Below are 17,686 nucleotides of genomic sequence, written 5' to 3' on the forward strand. Positions count from 1 at the left end.
CGACTTCCTCCACACCTACAATCACGACCGCGGCCACACCGCACTCAAAGGCGCCTCACCCGCACACCGCGTACCCAACCTGGCGGGTCAGTACAGCTAGGGCTCCGCGCGGGCGACTTGGCCTTTCCCCCTTCGATCCTGTACACATGTACATGTACGGATGTACAACAACGAAGGAGGGGCCGTGGGCTCCACGCAGGACCGGCCGGCACCCGGGCGGCGCGACCCCGAGGGGCGGCGCCGCGCGATCATCGATGCGGCCGCAGAGCTGATCGTCGAGGGCGGCGCCTCCTCGCTCACCCATCGCGCCGTCGCGGCCCGCGCCGGGGTCTCGCTCGGCTCGACGACGCAGTACTTCTCCTCCCTCGACGAGCTGCGCGAACTGGCCCTGCAGTCGCTCTCCGACCTCATCGACGCGGGCCTGGCCGAGGTCGAGGCGCAGCTGCTGCCGCTCGACGACGCCCCCGAGCGACTGGCGCAGGAGATGCACGCCTTCCTCAGCGACGAACGGGCGGTGCGCGCCGACCTCGAGCTCGTCCACTCCGGGCTCGGCGACGACCCGAGACTGCGTGAGCTCGCGCTGCGCTGGACCGACCGGCTCGTCGAGATCCTCGCCCGTCACCTCGACCCGCCCGTCGCCGAGGCGATCGGCCTCTACCTCGACGGCGCCACGCTGCACGCCGGGCTGCACGACGAACCGGTGTCCGCCGAGGCGATGGCCGCGGTCTTCCGCCGGCTCATGGCCGCCCCGGCGCAGCCCGCCGCCCGCGCCACGACCGACCCCACCACGATCGAAGGGAGTGACCCCCGATGACCTCCACCCTCACCTCCACGACCGCCCCGGTGTCGACGCGCCGCGCCTGGGCCGCCGTCGCCGTCCTCAGCGCGAGCCTGCTCGTCATCACGATGGACATGACGATCCTCAACATCGCGCTGCCGGACATGGCGGCCGAGCTGCGACCCACGGCCAACCAGCAGCTGTGGATCGTCGACGTCTACTCCCTCGTCCTCGCAGGGCTCCTCGTCCCGTGGGCGGCGGTCGCCGACCGATGGGGCCGGCGGCGCATGCTGCTGCTCGGCTATGCGATCTTCCTCGTCAGCTCGCTGCTCGTCCTCGTCGCCGACACGGCCGAGGCGGTCATCGTCCTGCGCGCCCTGCTCGGCATCGGCGGCGCGATGATCATGCCCAACACGCTCTCGCTCATCCGGGTGATCTTCACCGACGCCGCCCAGCGGGCGACGGCCCTGAGCATCTGGGCCGCCGTCTCCGGGCTCGGGGCGGCCGTGGGCCCGCTCGTCGGCGGCTTCCTCCTCGAGCACTTCTCCTGGCACGCGGCCTTCCTCGTCAACGTGCCGCTGATGATCGCCGCGATCATCGCGGGCGCGATCGTGCTGCCGGAGTCGCGGGTCGAGGGCGCCGGCCGGTGGGATGTCACGGCCGCGGTGCTCGCGCTCGTCGGCATGGTCGCCTTCGTCTGGTCGGTGAAGTCCTTCGGCAAGGAGGCCAGCCTCCTCCACCCACCGGCACTGCTGGCGCTCGTGGTCGGCCTCGGTGCGCTGACGATCTTCGTGCGGCGCTGCCTGCGCAGCGATGCGCCCTTGCTGGACGTCGGCCTCTTCCGCAGCCGCCCCTTCAGCGCCGGGATCATCGCGGCGCTCGGCACGACCTTCGCCATGCTCGCGGCGCTGCTCCTGCTCACGCAGTGGCTGCAGCTCGTCGAGGGCGCGAGCCCGATCGAGTCCGGGATCAAGCTCATCCCCGTCGCGCTCGCCGGAGCCGTCGCCTCGCTCGCCGCGCCGCCGCTGGCGCGGGTCGTCGGGGCACGGGCCGTGCTCGCCTCGGGCCTGGCGCTGGCGGGGGTCGGTCTGCTCGCTGTCGGGCTCGGACCCGACGGGCTGACCTACCCGCTCGTGCTCACGGCCATGCTGCTCGTCGGTGCCGGCACCGGGTCGCTCGCCATCGCCTCGGCGATGGTCATGATGGGCTCGCCCGAGGACAAGGCCGGCAACGCCGGCGCCCTCGAGGAGACCTCCTACGAGCTCGGCGGCACCCTCGGCGTCGCGGTCCTCGGCAGCGTCTCCGCGCTCGTCTACCGCACCCACCTGCAGTCCTCGGCCGCCCTGGAGCAGGCGGGTCCGCAGGCGGCTCGGGCCGCCGAGGACTCGCTCGGTGCGGCGGTGGCGACGGCCGACGAGCTCGGCCTGCCGGCCCTGGCCACCGACGCCAGTGCCGCCTTCGTCGACTCGCTGCAGGTCGCCGGCATCGCCGGCGGGACGCTGATGCTCGTCGTGGCTGCCGTGGTCTTCGTGCTCACCCCGCGCGGCACCGACATCTCCGGCGCCACCCACGGCTGACCCCCTGCGCCTTTCCTTGAGGAAGTGCGAAGAATGGTCGGCCGGTGGTGGTCCTGAGGCTGCATTGCCGTAGGGCAATGCGAAGGGGGCCGGTAGCGTCGAGCGACGTGAGCGGTACTTCCTTCGACAAGGCCCTGCAGGCGGCGCGGTACGACGACCCCTCGGTGCGGCAGCGCGCCGCGCTGTGGCTCGGCACCCACGCCGACGAGACGGTGGCCGCCGACCTCGTGCGACTGCTCGTCACCGAGCCGGACTTCTACGTCCGCGAGACCCTGACCTGGGCCGTCGTCACCCGGCACACCTCCACCTACCCGCTGCTCGTCGAGGCCCTGCGCGACGACTCCCTCGCCGAGGGGACCGGCCGGGTCCAGGTGCTCCACGCCCTGAGCAAGATCCGCCGGCCCGAGTCGGTCGCCGAGATCCTCCCCCTGGCCGACGACGAGGACGACGCGGTCGCGGCCAAGGCGTGGTGGGCGCTGGGCCGCATCGGCACCCCGGGCGCCGTCGCCGCACTCGTCGACGCCCTGGGGGTGGAGGAGGAGTTCCGTCGCCGCGAGCTGACCCGCGCCCTCGAGCAGGCCGGAGAGGCCGCGGTCGAGGGCCTCGCCGGTCGCCTGTCCGACCCCGACAGCTCCGTGCGCCGGCACGCCGCCGAGGCGCTCCTGGGCATCGGCGACCCCGCGGCCCGCCCGGCCGCCCCGGAGCTCTTCCACGTCGTGGCGACGGACGACAAGGAGGTCGTGCTGCCCGCCGTCGAGGCCCTCGCCGCCCTCGATCTGCCCGAGGTCGACGACGTGCTGCGTCGGCTGCGCGACGGCGACGACGCCTGGCTGTCGATCACCGCTGGGTGGTTGCTCACGGACCGGTCCGGGACCGCCTGAGCCGCCCGGGTTCACGCTACAATGGGGCGCATGCGCTCCCGGACCCGACTCCTCCAAGCCCTGATCGGCCTGCAGGCACTGCTCGTGGCCTCGCCGATCGCGACGATCGACAACCTGCTCACCTCGCCGCGGGCCGTCGGGGCCCAGGGGCGGCGTGCAGACCTGCCGATGACGATCGCGTCGGGCCTCCCCTTCGTCGTGGCGCTGCTGCCCGTCGCCATGGTCGCGGTGGCCGTCGCCCTGCACCGGCGCACCCCCGGCTCGCGGCGGGCCGCCGCCGTGCTCTCGGTCGTCGCCCTCGTCGTGGCCCTCGCGCCCGGCCAGCGCGGCATGACCACCGCGGCCCCGATCGTCCACGGCATCCCGCTCGCGGTCGTCGCCGCGGCGACCCTCCTCGTGCTCTGGCGTTCGCGCGCCGAGAGCACCCGCGACCTCGGCCGCTCCCGCGCCGGTCGGGTCACCGTCGCCCTGCTCACCGTCTGGGTCCTCGCGCTCGCCGCGCTCGGGGCGAGCAGCCGCACGATCCCCGTCGGGCCGCTGTCGAGTGCCCTGAGCACCGACCTCGACGTCGACCGGGTCACCCCGCAGGGCGAGCTCGAGGGTGAGCCGGCCGAGCAGTCACCGCAGCTCGCGCCCAACCCCGACAGCAACATCCACGGCGACGCCGCGATGACCGACGCCTACACCGACCGCGACGTCCTCGACCCGCGGCAGGCCAAGGTCATCCGACGTCACCTCGGCGGGGTGTGCGCCTCGGTCCTGCGCGACGAGCACGAGCGCCTCGTCGCGGTCTGCGTCAACGCCACCCGCGTGACGCTCAACGTGCTCGACCCCGACACCCTCGACGTGCTCGCCCGCGAGCACGTGGCCGACCGGCCCTTCCGGGCCGACTTCGCGACGAACTTCGCGGGAGGCGGCTACGCCGTCCTCGACGCCGACCAGCGCGTCGTCCTGCCGACCTCCGACGGTCGGATCACCCGGTGGCGGGTCGCCGACGACGCGGGCGACCCGCAGATCGCGCCCGTGGACGAGTTCGACATCAGCGACGGTCTCGCCGACGGCGAGGGCATCAACTCCGCCGTGCCCGGCACCGACGGGCGGATCTGGGTCGTCGGGCAGCTCGGCTCGGTCGGTCTCCTCGACCCCGAGACCGGGCGCGCCGGGTGGACCCGGTTCGAGGCGGCGGACATCGAAAACTCCTTCGCCGTCGGCGCCGACGGCCGGGCCTGGGTCGTCACCTCCCGCGAGCTCGTCGCCCTGAGCGGGGAGACCGGCACACCGCGCGTCGTCTGGGAGCAGACCTACGACGCGGGGTCGCGGCGCAAGCCGGGGCAGACGAGCCGGGCCTCGGGCACGACTCCCACGCTCATGGCCGGCGAGCGGCACGTGGCCATCACCGACAACGCCGACCCGCGCATGCACGTCGTCGTCTACGACACCTCCGCCGGGGCGGGGGACAAGGAGGTCTGCCGCGTGCCGGTCTTCGCGCCGGACCGCAGCGCCGGTGACAACTCGCTCATCGCCATCGGCCGGTCCCTCTTCGTCGAGAGCAACTACGGGTACAACCTCTTCGACGCGACCTTCGGCCGGTCGACCCAGCCGGGTCTGACCCGCATCGACGTCACCGACGACGGCTGCGAGGTCGTGTGGGCCAACGACGAGATCCGCATCCCGTCGACGGTCTCCAAGGGGACCTCCTCCGGCGTCATCGCGACGTACACCAAGGAGGAGTCGGCCGCCGGCATCGACGCCTGGTACTTCACCGCGGTCGACGCGACGACTGGCGAGATCATGTGGCGTCGCCTCGCGGGCACCGGCTCGATGGTCAACAACCACTACGCCGCGACGTACGTCGGCCCGGACGGCTCGATGCTCGTGGGCGTGACCGGCGGGCTCGTCGCCCTCGTGCCCGAGCAGCCCTAGACATCCCACGGGGCGGCACGCATACGGTGCCGGTGTCGTCTCAGCGGCCGGGGAGCAGGTCGGTCCGGCCGAAGGCCAGGGCCGTCGCCCGCGCCGAGGGCGCTCCGGCGTCGAGGTCGGCGCCGCGCTCGAGCAGTGCGGTCACGACCTCGACCTCGCCCTTGAAGACCGCGCCGGCCAGGGGTGACTGACCGCGCGCGTTGAGGGCGTCGACGTCGGCGCCGCGACGGGCGAGCTCGCCCACCAGGCTCGCCTGCCCGTGGTAGGCGGCGAGCATGAGCAGGGTGTTGCCCGCCTCGTCGGCCAGGTCGACCGGGGCGCCGGCATCGAGGTAGGGCGCGAGGCCGTCCACGTCGCCGGCCCGCGCGAGGTCGAGCAGGCGGTGGGCGAGCGCGACCGCCTCGTCCTGCGGCTGGTCGGCCCCGGTGGCTTGGGCGTAGGCGTCGTCGACATCGCTCATGCGCCCAGTCTGCCCGGCGTCAGTCCTGCGAGGGCGGCTGGCCGCCCGACGGCGGCTGACCGCCCTGGCCACCCGAGGGCGGCTGGCCGCCACCGCCCATGCCGCCACCCGCGCTGGGCTCGGTCGTCGTGTCGACGTGGACCGCCAGGCTGGCGGTGTACCCCTTCGAGACGCCCCCGGTGATCGTGGCCAGCTGCTGGTCGAGGCTGTCGGCGAAGATCCCGTCGTCCTCGACCGAACCGACGCCCTCGAGGTTGCGGGTCGACCCGTCGTACTCGTCGCGGGCGTAGACCTGGGTGAGCATGTCCTGCGGGAAGGCGACCTGCGAGGTCGCGATGACGTTGTCGACGTCGGTCGCGGAGTCGACGTCGGGGTAGACCTCGAGGTGGATGTGCGGCCACCGACCGGAGTAGCAGCCCGGCACGATGGTCGTGAAGCTCACCCGGCCGTCGTCGTCGGCGACCTGCACCCCGCGCAGCCAGGTCTGGTCCTCGACGCCCTGGGTGTACATCGAGTAGCGGCCCTGCGCGTCGCAGTGCCAGATGTAGACGGCCGCCCCGGCGAAGGGAGCCCCCTGCGCCATGTCCGTGACGGTGAAGTCCATCGTCAGCGGGACGCCGTCGACGCGCTCACCGCCGTCGAGGCTCGTCGTGATGTCCTGCCGGACGATGCCCGACTCGGAGAGGACGTTGACGTCGTCGACGGTGCCGTCGGCGGGGTAGGGGCCGTTGGTCTCCTCGGGGATCTCCGTCGACGAGCCGGCGCTGCTCGTCGCGGACCCCGAGGTGGCGCTGCTCGTCGCGGACCCCGAGGTGGCGCTGCTCGTCGACGAGCCCGATCCGTCGGCACCGCACGCGGCGAGCGCCGCCGAGCCGAGCCCGAGCCCGAGGACGTCGAGCGCCCGACGGCGCGTGAGCAGGGTCGCGACGTCAAATCCGGCGCCCTGGTCGACGAGCTCGTCGTCAGGGCGGGGGAGGGCGCGGCCCTCGTAGGTGGGGCGGGTGCGCTGCTGGCGGGTCATGGTCGGCTCCTGACGTGGTGGTCGCTGCACGAGCAACACTCGCGGCTCGCGCCGTGGCGGTGCTGTGGGCTCCCTGTGGCCCTCCTGTGGCGGGTCGGGAGCCGATCAGGGCAGGGGCTCGCCCTTCATGAGGCGGGACGAGTAGACGTTGGTGATCCGCACCCCGTCGAGCCAGGCGGTGAGCCGTGCCGCCTCGGCGGCGAGGGCGGACCTCCCTTCGCCGGGGAGGTCGGTGCCCGGGCACTCGACGACCGAGACGACCCCGTCGTCGTCCTGGACCCAGGCGCCGACGATCCGCCCCTGCCACCACGCGGTCGTGCCGCCGTTGCCGTTGCTGTCGAAGAGCAGGTCGCGGTGGGCGGGGTCGAGGTACCAGTCGCGGCGCTTCCACCCCATCGTCGTCGGGTCGAGGGTCGGCAGCAGCGCGGCCCACGGCCCGACCTCGTCGACCGGGTCGAGGTCGTCCGGCAGGAGCCACCCGGTGCGGCCGCCCTCGAGGTCGACCTCGACCGCGCCGACGTCCTCGAGGGCGGTGCGGGTCGCTCCCTTCGTCGCGCCGAGCCACCACTGGACGTCGTCGAGCGTGCCCGGGCCGTACTGCTCCAGCCACCGCCGGACCAGCTCGGCGTAGCCGGCAGCGAGGTCCGGGACGCTGGGCTCCTCCCCGAGCCACGCGGCCATGAGGGTCCACGCGGGCTTCGACAGGCGCCAGTGGCCGGCATTGGGCCCGCGGGTGATCCGCCCTTCGGCGCCGAGCCAGGTGAGCACGCGGGGTGCGAGGTTGAAGGTGCCGCCGTAGCGCTTGCCCTCGTTGACCGTGATGGCGCCGGTGAGCTCGGGCAGCTGGGCGCGCAGCGTGGCGGCCGTGAGCGCCTCGCCACCGGCCAACCGCCGCTCGACCGCCGCGCCCGCGGTCGCGAGCCAGGCCTCGCCGTCGTCGGCGATGCCGTGGCGGGCGGCGTCGCGCGAGACGAGCCGGTGCTGCTCGGACGCGATCCGGCCGCGGGCGACGGCGAGCGCGGCGGGCAGCAGGTCGCGGGGGAAGGCGAAGAGCGTGCGGCGCATCGCCAGCTGCTTGACGATGCTGCGGTCGTCGTAGAGCGCCGCGTCGACGTCGAAGGGGGTCACCCCGGTGGTGCGGGCGCCGACGGCCAGGTGCACGGTCGCGGCCTCGGTCGCGTGCAGGCAGACCACCGAGCGGGCCGCGCCGACGACGTCGGGTGCGTGGTGGTCGGGGTGCAGTGCCTGTCGCGTCGCGAGGCGGGCGCGGCGCTCGGCGTCGCCGACGGTGCGCATCACGCCCGGCGGCCGACGGCGAGGAAGACCGGGTAGTCGCGGTCCTGCTTGTGCACGTGGCCGGCATCGGCGACGGTCACGTCGACGAAGCCCGCCGCCGCGAGCCGGCTCGCGACCTCGGCGCGGTCGAAGCCGTGGTGCCCGCCGAAGTCGTGGTCGTGGAAGCTGCCGTCCTCGCGGTCGAGGTCGGCGACGGCCACCCACCCGCCGGCGTCGAGCAGCTCGGCGAAACCGGCGAGGACCCGGTCGAGGTCCCCGACGTGGTGCAGGACGTTGGAGGTGATCACGAGGTCGAAGCGCTCGGTGGGCTCCGGCTGGGTCTCGAGGTCGAGGTCCCACACGCGCGTCGGCGAGGGCAGCGTGCCGGTCGCGACCTTGTCCGCGAGGACCTGCCGCATCCCCGAGGAGCTGTCGGCGACGGTCACCTCGACCTCCGGCAGGTGCGGCAGCAGCGCGGTGGTCACCAGGGCGGTGCCGGCCCCGTAGTCGAGCAGCCGCAGCCGCGGACGAAGGGGGACCCGCCCCGCGATCGCCGCCGCCACCTCACCCGACTGGCGCACCTTGTCCGGGTCGTCGTCCCAGGTCGCGGCCGTGTCGTCGAAGTGCCGCGCGTCCCGGTCGTGCCGGTGATCGTGTCGGTGGTCTCGGTGCCCGTGGTCAGCTTCGCCCATGCCCCCACCCTGCCAGCAGGCACCGTCAGCCAGGGCCCGACGAAGGGGGCTTCCCGGGTGACCCCCGGCGGGTATATCTTGCCCACGAGCGCGCCCGTGGGGGAGCGCCCTCGCCGTTTCGTCATGGGGAGAGCAGACGTGCGCACCACCGTTGTCAGGACCACCATCGCCGGACTCGTCATGTCGGGCGGCTTCGCGCTGACCCTCGCCACGCCCGCGGCGGCCGCCGTGCCGCGCGACCTGTGTGACGCCGGCACGACCTTCGCCGTCACCAGTGCCGAGGGCGTCGACGCCGCGCTCGTCAGCTCGGTGCGCGAGGCGCTCACCGCCCGCGGGCTCTCGGCGGCCGACGGCGACGCCGACGTCACGGCCGTCATCGCGCCAGCGTCCGAGGTGACGGCAGGCGGCGACGCATCCGTCATGGCCGTCGCGCTGACCGCGGGTGAGCCCGACCCGTCCGCGACCGTGGAGGGCCGCGACTGGGCCCGGGCCGCGTGGACCGATGGTGCGACCCCGGTCAACTCCCTCCTCGACGCCTCGTGCGGTGCACCGGCCGATGCCGCCGCGCCGGACGCGTCCGCCGGTGAGCAGGCTCCAGTTGCTGCAGCGCCTGCCACTGCTCCGGCTGCCCAGGCCGCCGCGCCGGCAGCTGCTCCCGCCGCGGCGGGAGCACCGCAGGCCGCGGCTCCGCAGGCGGCCCAGGCCCCGGCGGCTGCTGCCGCGGCCGCCCCCAAGGCGGCGCCTGCCGCCGCTCCGGCCGCCCCCAAGGCGGCGCCTGCTGCCGCTCCGGCCGCGCCCCAGGCTGCTCCCGCCGCTGCACCCAAGGCCACCCCCGCCGCGCCGGCTCGGTCATCGGTCACCGTCTCGACGACCTCGGCCGCGGTTGCCGACAAGGACTGCGGTGACTTCTCCTCGCAGGCCGAGGCGCAGACCTTCTTCACCACCCACGGTGGCCCGGCCATCGACCGCCACCGCCTCGACGCCGACAACGACGGCATCGCCTGCGAGACCTACTTCGGCACCGACGGTTCCGACGCCGCGGACCGCTCCCAGGCCCGCACGATCAACGCCGGTGTCCCCGACGTCGCCGGACCCAACACCCTGGGCCTCCTCGGCGGCGGGCTGCTGGTCCTGAGCGGTATCGGCGTCGCCGTGCGCGCTCGTCGCGCCAGCTGATCGGGCGCGGCACCCTGAGACGACTCGCGCTGCTGCTCGTCGCCCTCGTCCTCGTCGCCGGGGGCGCGGCACTGACCTGGTGGTCGTTCGCGGGCGGCGAGGAGCCGGTCGCGGCGCCGGTCCCCAGCCAGACCTTCGCGGTGGCCTCGCCGACCCCGGACTCGACCCGCACGGCGACCGTCGCCGCGATCCCCGACGACCCGGCGCCGTCCTCGGGCACCCCGGCCGGCTCCCCGTCGAGCACGAGCCGGGAGCTCGTCATGTCGCCTGACCGCATGGGTCCCGATCGTCTCTACGTGCCCTCGCTCGGGATCTACGCGAGCCTCGACGGCGTGAAGTTCAGCAGTGGGTCCCTCGACATCCCGCGCGAGCCGTGGCGGGTCGGCCGCGACGTGTGGTCCGCCCCCCTCGGCGCCGGCGAGGGGACGACCCTGCTCGCGGGTCACGTCGACCTGTCGGGGACGCCGGGCGCTCTCGCCCGGCTCAGTGAGGCCCGTCCGGGAGCGCTGGTCCACGTCACCGACGGCGCGGGTCGTCGGTCGACCTTCGTCACGACGAGCCTGCAGAGCTACTCCAAGGTGTCGCTGCCCCGCTCGATCTTCCGGGTGGACGGCCCCCGCCAGCTCGCCCTCGTCACCTGCGGCGGCCCGGTGATGACGATCGACGGGGAGCAGCACTACCGCGACAACGTCGTGCTCACAGCGGTGCCGGCGAGCGGGTGAGCGGACCCGACCGTCCCCGTCCGGGACCCGGGTTGCCCCTCGGGCCCCGACTCAGCGCTTCGCGTAGAGCCCCTCGATCGCCTCGGCGCGCTGCGTCTCGATGACGTGGCGCTTGAGCTTCTGCGTCGCCGTCATCTCGCCGGACTCCTCGGTGAAGTCGTCGTCGAGGACGACGAACTTCTTGATGCCCTCGGCCTTGGAGACCAGCTCGTTGGCTTCGTCAACGACGCCCTGGAGCTCGGCCTGCGGGTCGGCGGGGCGCTCCGCCTCCGGGTCGAGCGTGATGAGCGCTGCGACGAAGGGCCGCCCCTCGCCGACGACCATTGCCTGGGACACGAGCGGGTGGGACCGCAGCACGTCCTCGAGCGGGCCGGGGACGACGTTCTTGCCGCCGGCGGTCACGATGATCTCCTTGGCCCGGCCGGTGATCGTCAGGTAACCCTCGTCGTCGAGCGAGCCGAGATCTCCGGTGGCGAACCAACCGTCGACGATCGAGGATCGGGTCGCCTCCTCGTTGTTCCAGTAGCCGTCGGTGACCACGGCCCCGCGGACCTCGATCGCCCCGTCCTCGCTGATGCGCACCTCGTTGCCCGGCAGGGGGCGCCCGACGGTGCCGACACGCTGCTGGCCGGGCCCGTTGACGGTGATCGCCGCGCAGGTCTCGGTCAGGCCGTAGCCCTCGTGGATCGGCACGCCGACGCCGCGGAAGAAGTGGCCGAGGCGCTCGCCGAGCGCCCCGCCGCCGCTGATCTCGTACATCGTCTCCCCGCCGAGGGCCGCGCGGACCTTGGCGTAGAGCTGCCGGTCGAAGACCGCGTGCAGCACACGCAGCCGCAGCCCGGGGCTGCCCGGGCGCGGGTCGTCGCCCACAGCCCGGCTCCAGTCGATGGCGACCTGCTCCCCCTTCGCGAAGACGGCGGCGGAGACGCGGCGCCCGGCCGCCTTGGCGCGAATGCCGGCGTGCACCTTTTCGAAGACCCGGGGTACGCCGACGACCATGTGCGGACGGAAGGAGCCGAACTTCTCGACGATCGTCGAGAAGTCGGACCAGAAGCCGACCGTGGCGCCGGACTGCGCGGCGATGTAGGCGACGGAGCGGGCGAGCACGTGCGCCATCGGCAGGAACATCAGGATGCGGCGGCCGGGCGCCCCGACCTCGCCGATCGGGTGTGCCAGGCAGCCGGCGACCTCGGCGGCGAGGTGCCGGTGGGTGAGGACGACCCCCTTCGGCCGACCGGTGGTGCCGGAGGTGTAGACGATCCCGGCGAGGCCGTCGAAGGTCACTGCGTCCCGGCGCGCGTGCACTTCATCCTCGGCCACGGTCTGACTGCGCTCGGCGAGGGTGGCGAGGGCGCCGTCGTCGATGACGAGGACTTCGACGTCGAGACCGGTGGCCAACTGTGCCATCGCCGGCGTCTCGACGAGCAGGACCCGCGCGCCGGAGTCGCGGACGATCCACTCGAGCTGGCTGCGCGACGACGACGGGTAGACGGGGACGGTGCCGGCCCCGGCGTTCCAGATCGCCTCGTCGAGCAGCAGCCACTCATAGCGGGTGTCGGCCATGAGCACCACACGGTCACCGGCGGTGACGCCGGTTGCGATGAGTCCCCGGACCGTCGCAACGAGGCTCTCGAGGTGCTCTCCGGCGGTGATGGTCTGCCAGTCGCCGTCGACGACGTGGCTGAAGGAGGGATGCTGCGGGTCCTCCTGCGCCCGACGCCAGGGACGAAGGGGGAGCAGGTCGCGGTCGGTGAGCTCGAGGGCTTCGCCGGTGGCGTGGGTGGCGGGCACGGATGACCTCCTGGGACGACTACACGTGTAGAAAGGGCCAGTGTCTCACGCGCCTTCGGCACCCGAGCACGACAAGGCCCCGACCGTAGCGGTCGGGGCCTTGTCGTGCGAGCCGCTCGGGAGCGGCCTGCGCGGGGTCGCTCAGAAGCGGCCGTAGGTCACGTCATCGGTCCAGATGTCGCGCTCCTGCACCGGCGACTCGGAGTTGCCCGCGTCGATGATCTTGCCGTCGCCGGCGTAGATCCCGTTGTGGTACGCGGGGTTGCCGAAGAAGACGATGTCACCGGGCTGTGGGTTGGAGACCGGGGTGGCTGCAGCCTGCTGCTGCTGCGTCGTGCGCGGGATGTCCTTACCCGCCTTGTCGTAGACGTACTGCACGAAGCCGGAGCAGTCGAAGCCCGCGGTGGTCGTGCCGCCGTAGACGTAGGGCGTGCCGGTGAGGCTGCGCGCGGTGTTGACGATCGACGAGTCGGAGGCCGGGGCGCTGGCCGAGGCCTGGGCGGTCTCGGCGGTGCCACCGTCCGCGGACTGGGCACCACCGGTCGAGCTGGAGCCGCCGCCGGTCAGGCCCAGGGCGGAGCCGGTCTCGGGGCCGACGATGCCGTCGGCCGACAGACCGTTCTTGGCCTGCCAGCTCTTCACGGCCTGCTCGGTCAGGGACCCGAAGACGCCGTCGGCACTGACGCCGACCTTGTCCTGGATCTGCTTGACGACGCTGCCGGTGTCGCCGACGCGCACGTGGTCGGAGAAGGAGGTCGAGCCGCTGGGAGCGACGGAGTTGCCGGCGCTCTGCGCGCCGCCGGTCGAGGCGGTCTGCGAGGTGGCCGGGGCCGGAGCCTCGGGGCCGCCCTGGGCTGCCGCGCTCGTGGCGGTCATCGTCGATGCCCCCAGGCCGAGAGCCGTGGCGGCGAGGACGCCGGCGCCCGTGCGCTGTGCCGCAGAGCGGTGGGCGCGGGGGGCGGCGTGACGTGCGGTGTAGAACATGGTCATGCTGTCTCCTCTCGCCTGCGGAGTTAGCTGTCGGGTTGGGATGGAGACCATCCCGCCCTTAGACCGGGCGATGCCCCGCCGTAGGACTTCACCCCGAGGCCGTGTGGCCAGAGGTTGGGTCCTCCGCTCCTACCGGTGCTGCTGGGGTACCCCGTCGAGGTGGTAGGACTCGGCGTCCTCGACGGCGTCCCGGCAGTGGCCGGGACCGCGTTCGACCATAGGTCATATAGTCACGAAATGGTAACGCGGGTGGCGAAACCCGTTGTGCACCAATGACGCAGGGGCAGCAATGACGAAGGGGGCCCCGACCGTGATGGTCGGAGCCCCCTTCGTCGTGGGGTGCTGGGGTCAGCGGACGCGGCCGTAGGTCACGTTGCTCGTCCAGATCTTGCGCTTGGTCGTGTCGACGCGCGCGTTGCCGGCGTCGTACATCATGCCGTTGCCGGCGTAGATGCCCATGTGCCAGGCCGGCGCGCCGAAGAAGACGAGGTCGCCGGGCTGCGGGGAGTAGACGCGGGTGGTGGCGCGACGCTGCTGCTCGGCCGTGCGCGGCAGGCTCTTGCCGTGGCGGGCGAAGACGTACTGGGTGAAGCCCGAGCAGTCCCAACCGGACCGCGAGGTGCCGCCGTAGACGTAGGGCGTGCCGACGAGGCTGGCCGCCGTCGACAGGACCGAGGAGGTGGAGACCGAGGACCGGGTCGTGGTGCGCGAGGACACGGTGGAGGTCGAGCGCAGGCCCATCTTGGTGCCGGTGCGGGGGCCGACGATGCCGTCGGCGACGAGGCCGTTGCGCTTCTGGTAGCGCTTGACCGCGGACTGGGTCATGGGGCCGAAGATGCCGTCGGCGCTCACGCCGACTTTGCGCTGGACCTGCTTGACCAGGCTTCCGCGGTGGCCCCGCTTGACCAGGCCGGAGAAGGTCGTCGCCGAGGTGGCCGACGAGACGGAGGCAGCCGCGGGAGCGCTGACCGCAGAGGGGGCAGCGCTGGCGCCGGGGGCGGTGGCCGCGGCGGTGCCCAGGCTCACGGCGGCGACGGCGACCATGCTGGCGCCGGCGCGGTGGGGGGTCTTGGTGCTCGGGGCGCGGTGGCGCCCGGCGTAGAACATCGACATGGGATCTCCTCCGCCTGCGGAGTTAGCTGTCGGGTTGGGATGGAGATGAGCATCCCGCCCAGCGGTCATGCGACCGCGTGGACTTCACCCCGAGGCACTGGGGCCGAAAAAATGGGTCCCCCGCTCCTGCCGTGGTGTTCAGGGACCACCCGGCTGGCAGGACTCGGCGACCTGGTGGTGACCCCGCAGTGTGGGGTCGAAAAGAAGAATAGGGCATCGGGACACGGTTTGGTCACGGCCCTGTGGAGATCTTTTATCGGTCCCGGCGTGTCTGTGGCGCCGGGCGCTCGCGGCAGGCGCCGGCCCGCCTCAGTCGGTGCCGTGCACCGCCCGGTGCAGCTGCGCCATCTCCTCGTCCATGCGCGCGGCCGTGGCCGCCGCGTCGGTGATCCGCTGGCGCAGGTGGGCGGGCACGTCACCCTCGTACTTGTAGAAGATCTTGTGCTCGGTGCTCGCCCAGAAGTCCATGGCCACGGTGCGGAACTGCACCTCCACCGGCACCTGGACGGGCCCCGACGAGAGGAAGACGGGGATCTCGAGGATGACGTGCAGCGACCGGTAGCCGTTGGGTTTGGGGTTGGCGATGTAGTCCTTGACCAAGCGCACGGAGATGTCCGCCTGCTCGGTGAGGGCGGTCATGAGGCGGTAGACGTCGGCGACGAAGGAGCAGATGACCCGCACGCCGGCGATGTCGGTGATGTGCTCGCGCAGCGCCGGGATCTCCAGCTCCACGCCCTGCCGTGCGGCCTTCTCGAGGATCGACTCGGGGCTCTTGACCCGGGTGGAGATGTGCTCGATCGGGTTGTCGAGGTGCAGCTCGGCGAACTCCTCGCGCAGGATCTCCAGCCGCGTCGCCACCTGCTCCATGCCGAAGCGGTAGCCGAGCATCATCCGGGTGAAGTCCTCCCGGATCTGCGCGAACCGACGCACGGCGTCGTCGGAGAGCTCGGGTAGGCCAGGGGGCTGGGCGGCGCTGGTCACCCGGCCAGCGTAGGCCGGTCCCCTGAGAGCCGGGTGTGCACCGGCGAGGCGGGACGAAGGGGGGAGCGCCCCCCTTCGTGCGCCGGCGCTAGCGTGCTGCCGTGACCTCCGCCCCGCTCCTGCCGATCCGCACCGAGCGTCTCGTGCTGCGGCCGTGGCGCGACGCCGACGTCGACGCGACCCTGGCCTACTACGCCGACCCCGAGGTCGCGCGCCACCTGCTCGAGCCGCCGTGGACCCGCGAGGTCGCCGTCGCCCGCGTCGCCGAGCGGGTCGGCCGCGCCGGCCTGGACACCCCGCGGCAGGCGCTCGCCCTCGTCGTCGAGCACGAGGGTGCGGTCGTCGGCGACGTCGCCCTGTGGGCCACGGACGGGACGGGGGCGAAGGGAGAGGTCGGCTGGGTCTTCCGTCCCGACGTGGCGGGGCGCGGCTTCGCGACGGAGGCGGCTCGTGCGCTCATCGACCACGCCTTCGACCACTACGGCACGCACCGCGTCGTCGCCGAGCTCGACGCACGCAACTCCGCCTCGGCAGCCCTGTGCGAGCGGCTCGGGATGCGGCTCGAGGCGACCCACCTCCAGGACCTCTTCAGCAAGGGGGAGTGGACCGACAGCCTCGTCTACGCCGTCCTGGCGAGCGAGCGGCCCCGCGACCACGGCGACGCGATCGTCGTCAGTGCCGTCGACCTGCGCGACGCCGACGGGCACGTGCTCACGGTGCGCAAGCGCGGCACCACCGCCTTCATGCACCCGGGCGGCAAGCCCGAGGCGGGCGAGAGCCCGGCACAGTGCGCGCTGCGCGAGGTCGAGGAGGAGCTCGGGCTGGTCCTGGCGCCCGAGGACCTCGAGCTGCTCGCGGTCCACCGCACGGCGGCGGCCAACGAAGCCGGCCGCCCGCTCATCGCGAGCGTCTTCCGCCATCCGCACCTGGTGCGCGAGTCCCGGCCGCGGGTGATGCCGGCCGCAGAGATCGAGGAGGTGCGCTGGACGGACCCGGCGCAACCGCTGCCCGATGACGTGGCGCCGCTGCTGCGCTGGCTCGTCGAGCGCGAGGAGGAACAGTCATGAAGGTCGTCGACCCCAGCGGGCGAACGTGGCGGGTGTCGCGGCGGTGGATGCCGTGGCGGCGCAAGGCACACGTGGGTGACTGGGGCGACGTCCCCTCCGGCCACGGCCTCGGCGACGACCCGATCAGCGCGATCATCGGCGTCTTCCTGCTGATCCTGCTCATCCCCGTCGTCGTCCTGTCGGTCGTCGTGGCGCTCGAGATGCTGGTCCTGCTGCTCGTCCTCCCCTTCGCCCTGCTCGGCCGGATGCTCTTCGGCCGGCACTGGCGCGTCGAAGTGCGGGACGGCTGGGAGTTCGCGTGGGAGACCGAGGCCGGCGACTGGCAGCAGAGCGGGCGGTCGATCGAGCGCATCGCCGAGGGTCTGCGCCGCGGGCTGGTCCCGTGGCAGGCGGCGGGCCCCGCTGCGGCACAGTCCTCCCCGCACCAACCCGGCACGGGTGGGCCTCCGCCCGGGCAACCGCCCCCGCCGCCGGGCGTCAGGCGAGGGTGAGGAAGAGCTTTTCCATCGCGGCGCGGTCGTCCTCGTTGACCCCGTCGGGCGAGGAGAGGCACTCTCGCAGGCCCGAGGAGACGATGGCGAAGCCCGCGCGGTCGAGGGCGCGGCTCGCTGCGGCGAGCTGGGTCACGACCTCCTTGCAGTCGCGCCCCTCCTCGATGAGGCGGATGACGCCGCCGATCTGACCCTGGGCGCGGCGCAGTCGGTTGACGACCGGGCCCATGTCCTCCATGTCGAGGGTGACCATGTCTCTCTCCTTCGGGGTCGGTGGGTCAGGAGACCCTGCTCGGCAGCGAGGCCAGAGCGGTGTCGAGGCGGGTGCGGGCGTCGGCTGCGACGTCCTGCAGCTGCTCAGTGTCCGTCACCCCGACCATCATGTCGGGGCCGAGGGCCTCGACGACGGTGCGGGCGTCGCCGTCGGCGCGCACGACGACATTGCACGGCAGCAGGAGCCCGATCGAGGGCTCGTGAGCCACCGCCTGCTGCGCCAGCTGGGGGCGGCAGGCACCGAGGATGACGTAGGGGGCGAGGTCGGCGTCGACCTTCGCCTTGAGCGTGCCGGCGAGGTCGATCTCGGTGAGGACGCCGAAGCCCTGCTCGGCCAGCGCCTCGCGGGTGACGGTGAGCGCCTCGTCGAACGGTGCGTCCACAGTGGTGCTGATGCCGTACTGCATGTCATCTCCCTTCGGTCCGTGGCCGGGCGGGCCACTGTTGACAGCATACCCCTAGGGGTATTAATTTG

Annotated in this window: 18 protein-coding genes and 2 riboswitches; of the genes, 8 read left to right on the forward strand and 10 right to left on the reverse strand. The window is 73.1% G+C overall.

The annotated features are described in order from the left end of the window. Window positions 1-184: 184 nt before the first annotated feature. The 4 genes from B9B60_RS01780 (at window position 185) to B9B60_RS01795 (ending at window position 5,159) form a co-directional block, all read left to right on the forward strand. On the forward strand, window positions 185-814 hold the full coding sequence (locus tag B9B60_RS01780) for a TetR/AcrR family transcriptional regulator (protein ID WP_084449606.1): 630 nt from the start codon (window positions 185-187) through the stop codon (window positions 812-814). Continuing rightward, a complete protein-coding gene (locus B9B60_RS01785) occupies window positions 811-2,355 on the forward strand; it encodes an MFS transporter (protein ID WP_084449607.1) in 1,545 nt (514 codons plus the stop codon). The genes B9B60_RS01780 and B9B60_RS01785 overlap by 4 nt, the downstream gene beginning before the upstream one ends. Before the next feature lie 107 nt (window positions 2,356-2,462). Beyond that, window positions 2,463-3,236 (forward strand): HEAT repeat domain-containing protein, encoded by a 774-nt coding sequence (locus B9B60_RS01790; protein WP_084449608.1) that lies wholly within the window; start codon window positions 2,463-2,465, stop codon window positions 3,234-3,236. Between the two features lie 30 nt (window positions 3,237-3,266). Next, the gene (locus B9B60_RS01795) at window positions 3,267-5,159 is read left to right on the forward strand and encodes an NHL repeat-containing protein (RefSeq protein ID WP_143445393.1); all 1,893 of its coding nucleotides are present in this window, start codon (window positions 3,267-3,269) and stop codon (window positions 5,157-5,159) included. Between the two features lie 40 nt (window positions 5,160-5,199). Here B9B60_RS01795 and B9B60_RS01800 read toward each other — a convergent pair whose 3' ends face one another. From B9B60_RS01800 to B9B60_RS01815, 4 genes are all read right to left on the reverse strand, one after another. After that, window positions 5,200-5,619 (reverse strand): ankyrin repeat domain-containing protein, encoded by a 420-nt coding sequence (locus B9B60_RS01800; RefSeq protein WP_084449610.1) that lies wholly within the window; start codon window positions 5,617-5,619, stop codon window positions 5,200-5,202. A 19-nt stretch (window positions 5,620-5,638) separates the two neighbouring features. Beyond that, entirely contained in the window at window positions 5,639-6,640 is a 1,002-nt protein-coding gene (locus B9B60_RS01805) for an intradiol ring-cleavage dioxygenase (RefSeq protein ID WP_084449611.1), read from the reverse strand. Between the two features lie 105 nt (window positions 6,641-6,745). Continuing rightward, the gene (locus B9B60_RS01810) at window positions 6,746-7,936 is read right to left on the reverse strand and encodes a winged helix DNA-binding domain-containing protein (protein ID WP_084449879.1); all 1,191 of its coding nucleotides are present in this window, start codon (window positions 7,934-7,936) and stop codon (window positions 6,746-6,748) included. Further along, window positions 7,936-8,607, reverse strand: coding sequence for a class I SAM-dependent DNA methyltransferase (locus tag B9B60_RS01815; RefSeq protein WP_084449612.1), 672 nt, complete (start codon window positions 8,605-8,607; stop codon window positions 7,936-7,938). Before B9B60_RS01815 ends, B9B60_RS01810 begins: the two co-directional genes overlap by 1 nt. A gap of 138 nt (window positions 8,608-8,745) precedes the next feature. Between B9B60_RS01815 and B9B60_RS17650 the strand changes: the two genes are divergently transcribed. Next, entirely contained in the window at window positions 8,746-9,783 is a 1,038-nt protein-coding gene (locus B9B60_RS17650) for an excalibur calcium-binding domain-containing protein (protein WP_084449613.1), read from the forward strand. Between the two features lie 140 nt (window positions 9,784-9,923). Next, window positions 9,924-10,505 carry a class F sortase gene (locus tag B9B60_RS01825; protein WP_084449614.1) on the forward strand — a complete coding sequence of 194 codons (582 nt, stop codon included), beginning with the start codon at window positions 9,924-9,926 and terminating at the stop codon, window positions 10,503-10,505. 51 nt (window positions 10,506-10,556) lie between these two features. Here B9B60_RS01825 and B9B60_RS01830 read toward each other — a convergent pair whose 3' ends face one another. The 4 genes from B9B60_RS01830 to B9B60_RS01845 all read right to left on the reverse strand — a co-directional run bounded on the left by B9B60_RS01830 (window position 10,557) and on the right by B9B60_RS01845 (window position 15,380). Then, on the reverse strand, window positions 10,557-12,296 hold the full coding sequence (locus B9B60_RS01830) for an AMP-dependent synthetase/ligase (RefSeq protein WP_084449615.1): 1,740 nt from the start codon (window positions 12,294-12,296) through the stop codon (window positions 10,557-10,559). 141 nt (window positions 12,297-12,437) lie between these two features. Continuing rightward, complete coding sequence (locus B9B60_RS01835; RefSeq protein WP_072625895.1) at window positions 12,438-13,286, reverse strand: C40 family peptidase; 849 nt, start codon at window positions 13,284-13,286, stop codon at window positions 12,438-12,440. Beyond that, window positions 13,283-13,471: riboswitch (cyclic di-AMP (ydaO/yuaA leader) on the reverse strand. (Overlaps the previous gene by 4 nt.) Before the next feature lie 163 nt (window positions 13,472-13,634). After that, window positions 13,635-14,399, reverse strand: coding sequence for a C40 family peptidase (locus B9B60_RS17735; RefSeq protein ID WP_269466343.1), 765 nt, complete (start codon window positions 14,397-14,399; stop codon window positions 13,635-13,637). Continuing rightward, window positions 14,396-14,578, reverse strand: a riboswitch (cyclic di-AMP (ydaO/yuaA leader). It overlaps the preceding gene by 4 nt. Window positions 14,579-14,708: 130 nt before the next feature. Then, window positions 14,709-15,380 carry a GTP pyrophosphokinase gene (locus B9B60_RS01845; RefSeq protein WP_200811117.1) on the reverse strand — a complete coding sequence of 224 codons (672 nt, stop codon included), beginning with the start codon at window positions 15,378-15,380 and terminating at the stop codon, window positions 14,709-14,711. 101 nt (window positions 15,381-15,481) lie between these two features. Here B9B60_RS01845 and B9B60_RS17740 point away from each other — a divergent pair, with 101 nt between their 5' ends. Further along, window positions 15,482-16,447: a GNAT family N-acetyltransferase gene (locus B9B60_RS17740; protein WP_159451128.1), complete on the forward strand. Its 966-nt coding sequence runs from the start codon at window positions 15,482-15,484 to the stop codon at window positions 16,445-16,447. Continuing rightward, on the forward strand, window positions 16,444-16,938 hold the full coding sequence (locus B9B60_RS01855) for a hypothetical protein (protein WP_084449616.1): 495 nt from the start codon (window positions 16,444-16,446) through the stop codon (window positions 16,936-16,938). The genes B9B60_RS17740 and B9B60_RS01855 overlap by 4 nt, the downstream gene beginning before the upstream one ends. On the opposite strand, the gene B9B60_RS01860 is transcribed toward B9B60_RS01855, so the two are convergent. Continuing rightward, entirely contained in the window at window positions 16,925-17,191 is a 267-nt protein-coding gene (locus B9B60_RS01860; RefSeq protein ID WP_084449617.1) for a metal-sensitive transcriptional regulator, read from the reverse strand. The genes B9B60_RS01855 and B9B60_RS01860 overlap by 14 nt on opposite strands. A 25-nt stretch (window positions 17,192-17,216) precedes the next feature. Beyond that, entirely contained in the window at window positions 17,217-17,618 is a 402-nt protein-coding gene (locus B9B60_RS01865; RefSeq protein ID WP_084449618.1) for a DUF302 domain-containing protein, read from the reverse strand. Window positions 17,619-17,686 lie beyond the last annotated feature (68 nt).

This window comes from Janibacter indicus, from assembly GCF_900176385.1.
Taxonomy (GTDB): domain Bacteria; phylum Actinomycetota; class Actinomycetes; order Actinomycetales; family Dermatophilaceae; genus Janibacter; species Janibacter indicus.

Excerpts from the sequence above, each read along its gene's own strand:
- B9B60_RS01810 (WP_084449879.1), bottom strand. The coding sequence starts at position 7,936 with ATGCGCACCGTCGGCGACGCCGAGCGCCGCGCCCGCCTCGCGACGCGA.
- B9B60_RS17735 (WP_269466343.1), bottom strand. The coding sequence starts at position 14,399 with ATGTCGATGTTCTACGCCGGGCGCCACCGCGCCCCGAGCACCAAGACC.
- B9B60_RS01855 (WP_084449616.1), top strand. The coding sequence starts at position 16,444 with ATGAAGGTCGTCGACCCCAGCGGGCGAACGTGGCGGGTGTCGCGGCGG.
- B9B60_RS01800 (WP_084449610.1), bottom strand. The coding sequence starts at position 5,619 with ATGAGCGATGTCGACGACGCCTACGCCCAAGCCACCGGGGCCGACCAG.
- B9B60_RS01815 (WP_084449612.1), bottom strand. The coding sequence starts at position 8,607 with ATGGGCGAAGCTGACCACGGGCACCGAGACCACCGACACGATCACCGG.
- B9B60_RS01785 (WP_084449607.1), top strand. The coding sequence starts at position 811 with ATGACCTCCACCCTCACCTCCACGACCGCCCCGGTGTCGACGCGCCGC.
- B9B60_RS01805 (WP_084449611.1), bottom strand. The coding sequence starts at position 6,640 with ATGACCCGCCAGCAGCGCACCCGCCCCACCTACGAGGGCCGCGCCCTC.
- B9B60_RS01795 (WP_143445393.1), top strand. The coding sequence starts at position 3,267 with ATGCGCTCCCGGACCCGACTCCTCCAAGCCCTGATCGGCCTGCAGGCA.
- B9B60_RS01860 (WP_084449617.1), bottom strand. The coding sequence starts at position 17,191 with ATGGTCACCCTCGACATGGAGGACATGGGCCCGGTCGTCAACCGACTG.
- B9B60_RS01835 (WP_072625895.1), bottom strand. The coding sequence starts at position 13,286 with ATGACCATGTTCTACACCGCACGTCACGCCGCCCCCCGCGCCCACCGC.
- B9B60_RS01865 (WP_084449618.1), bottom strand. The coding sequence starts at position 17,618 with ATGCAGTACGGCATCAGCACCACTGTGGACGCACCGTTCGACGAGGCG.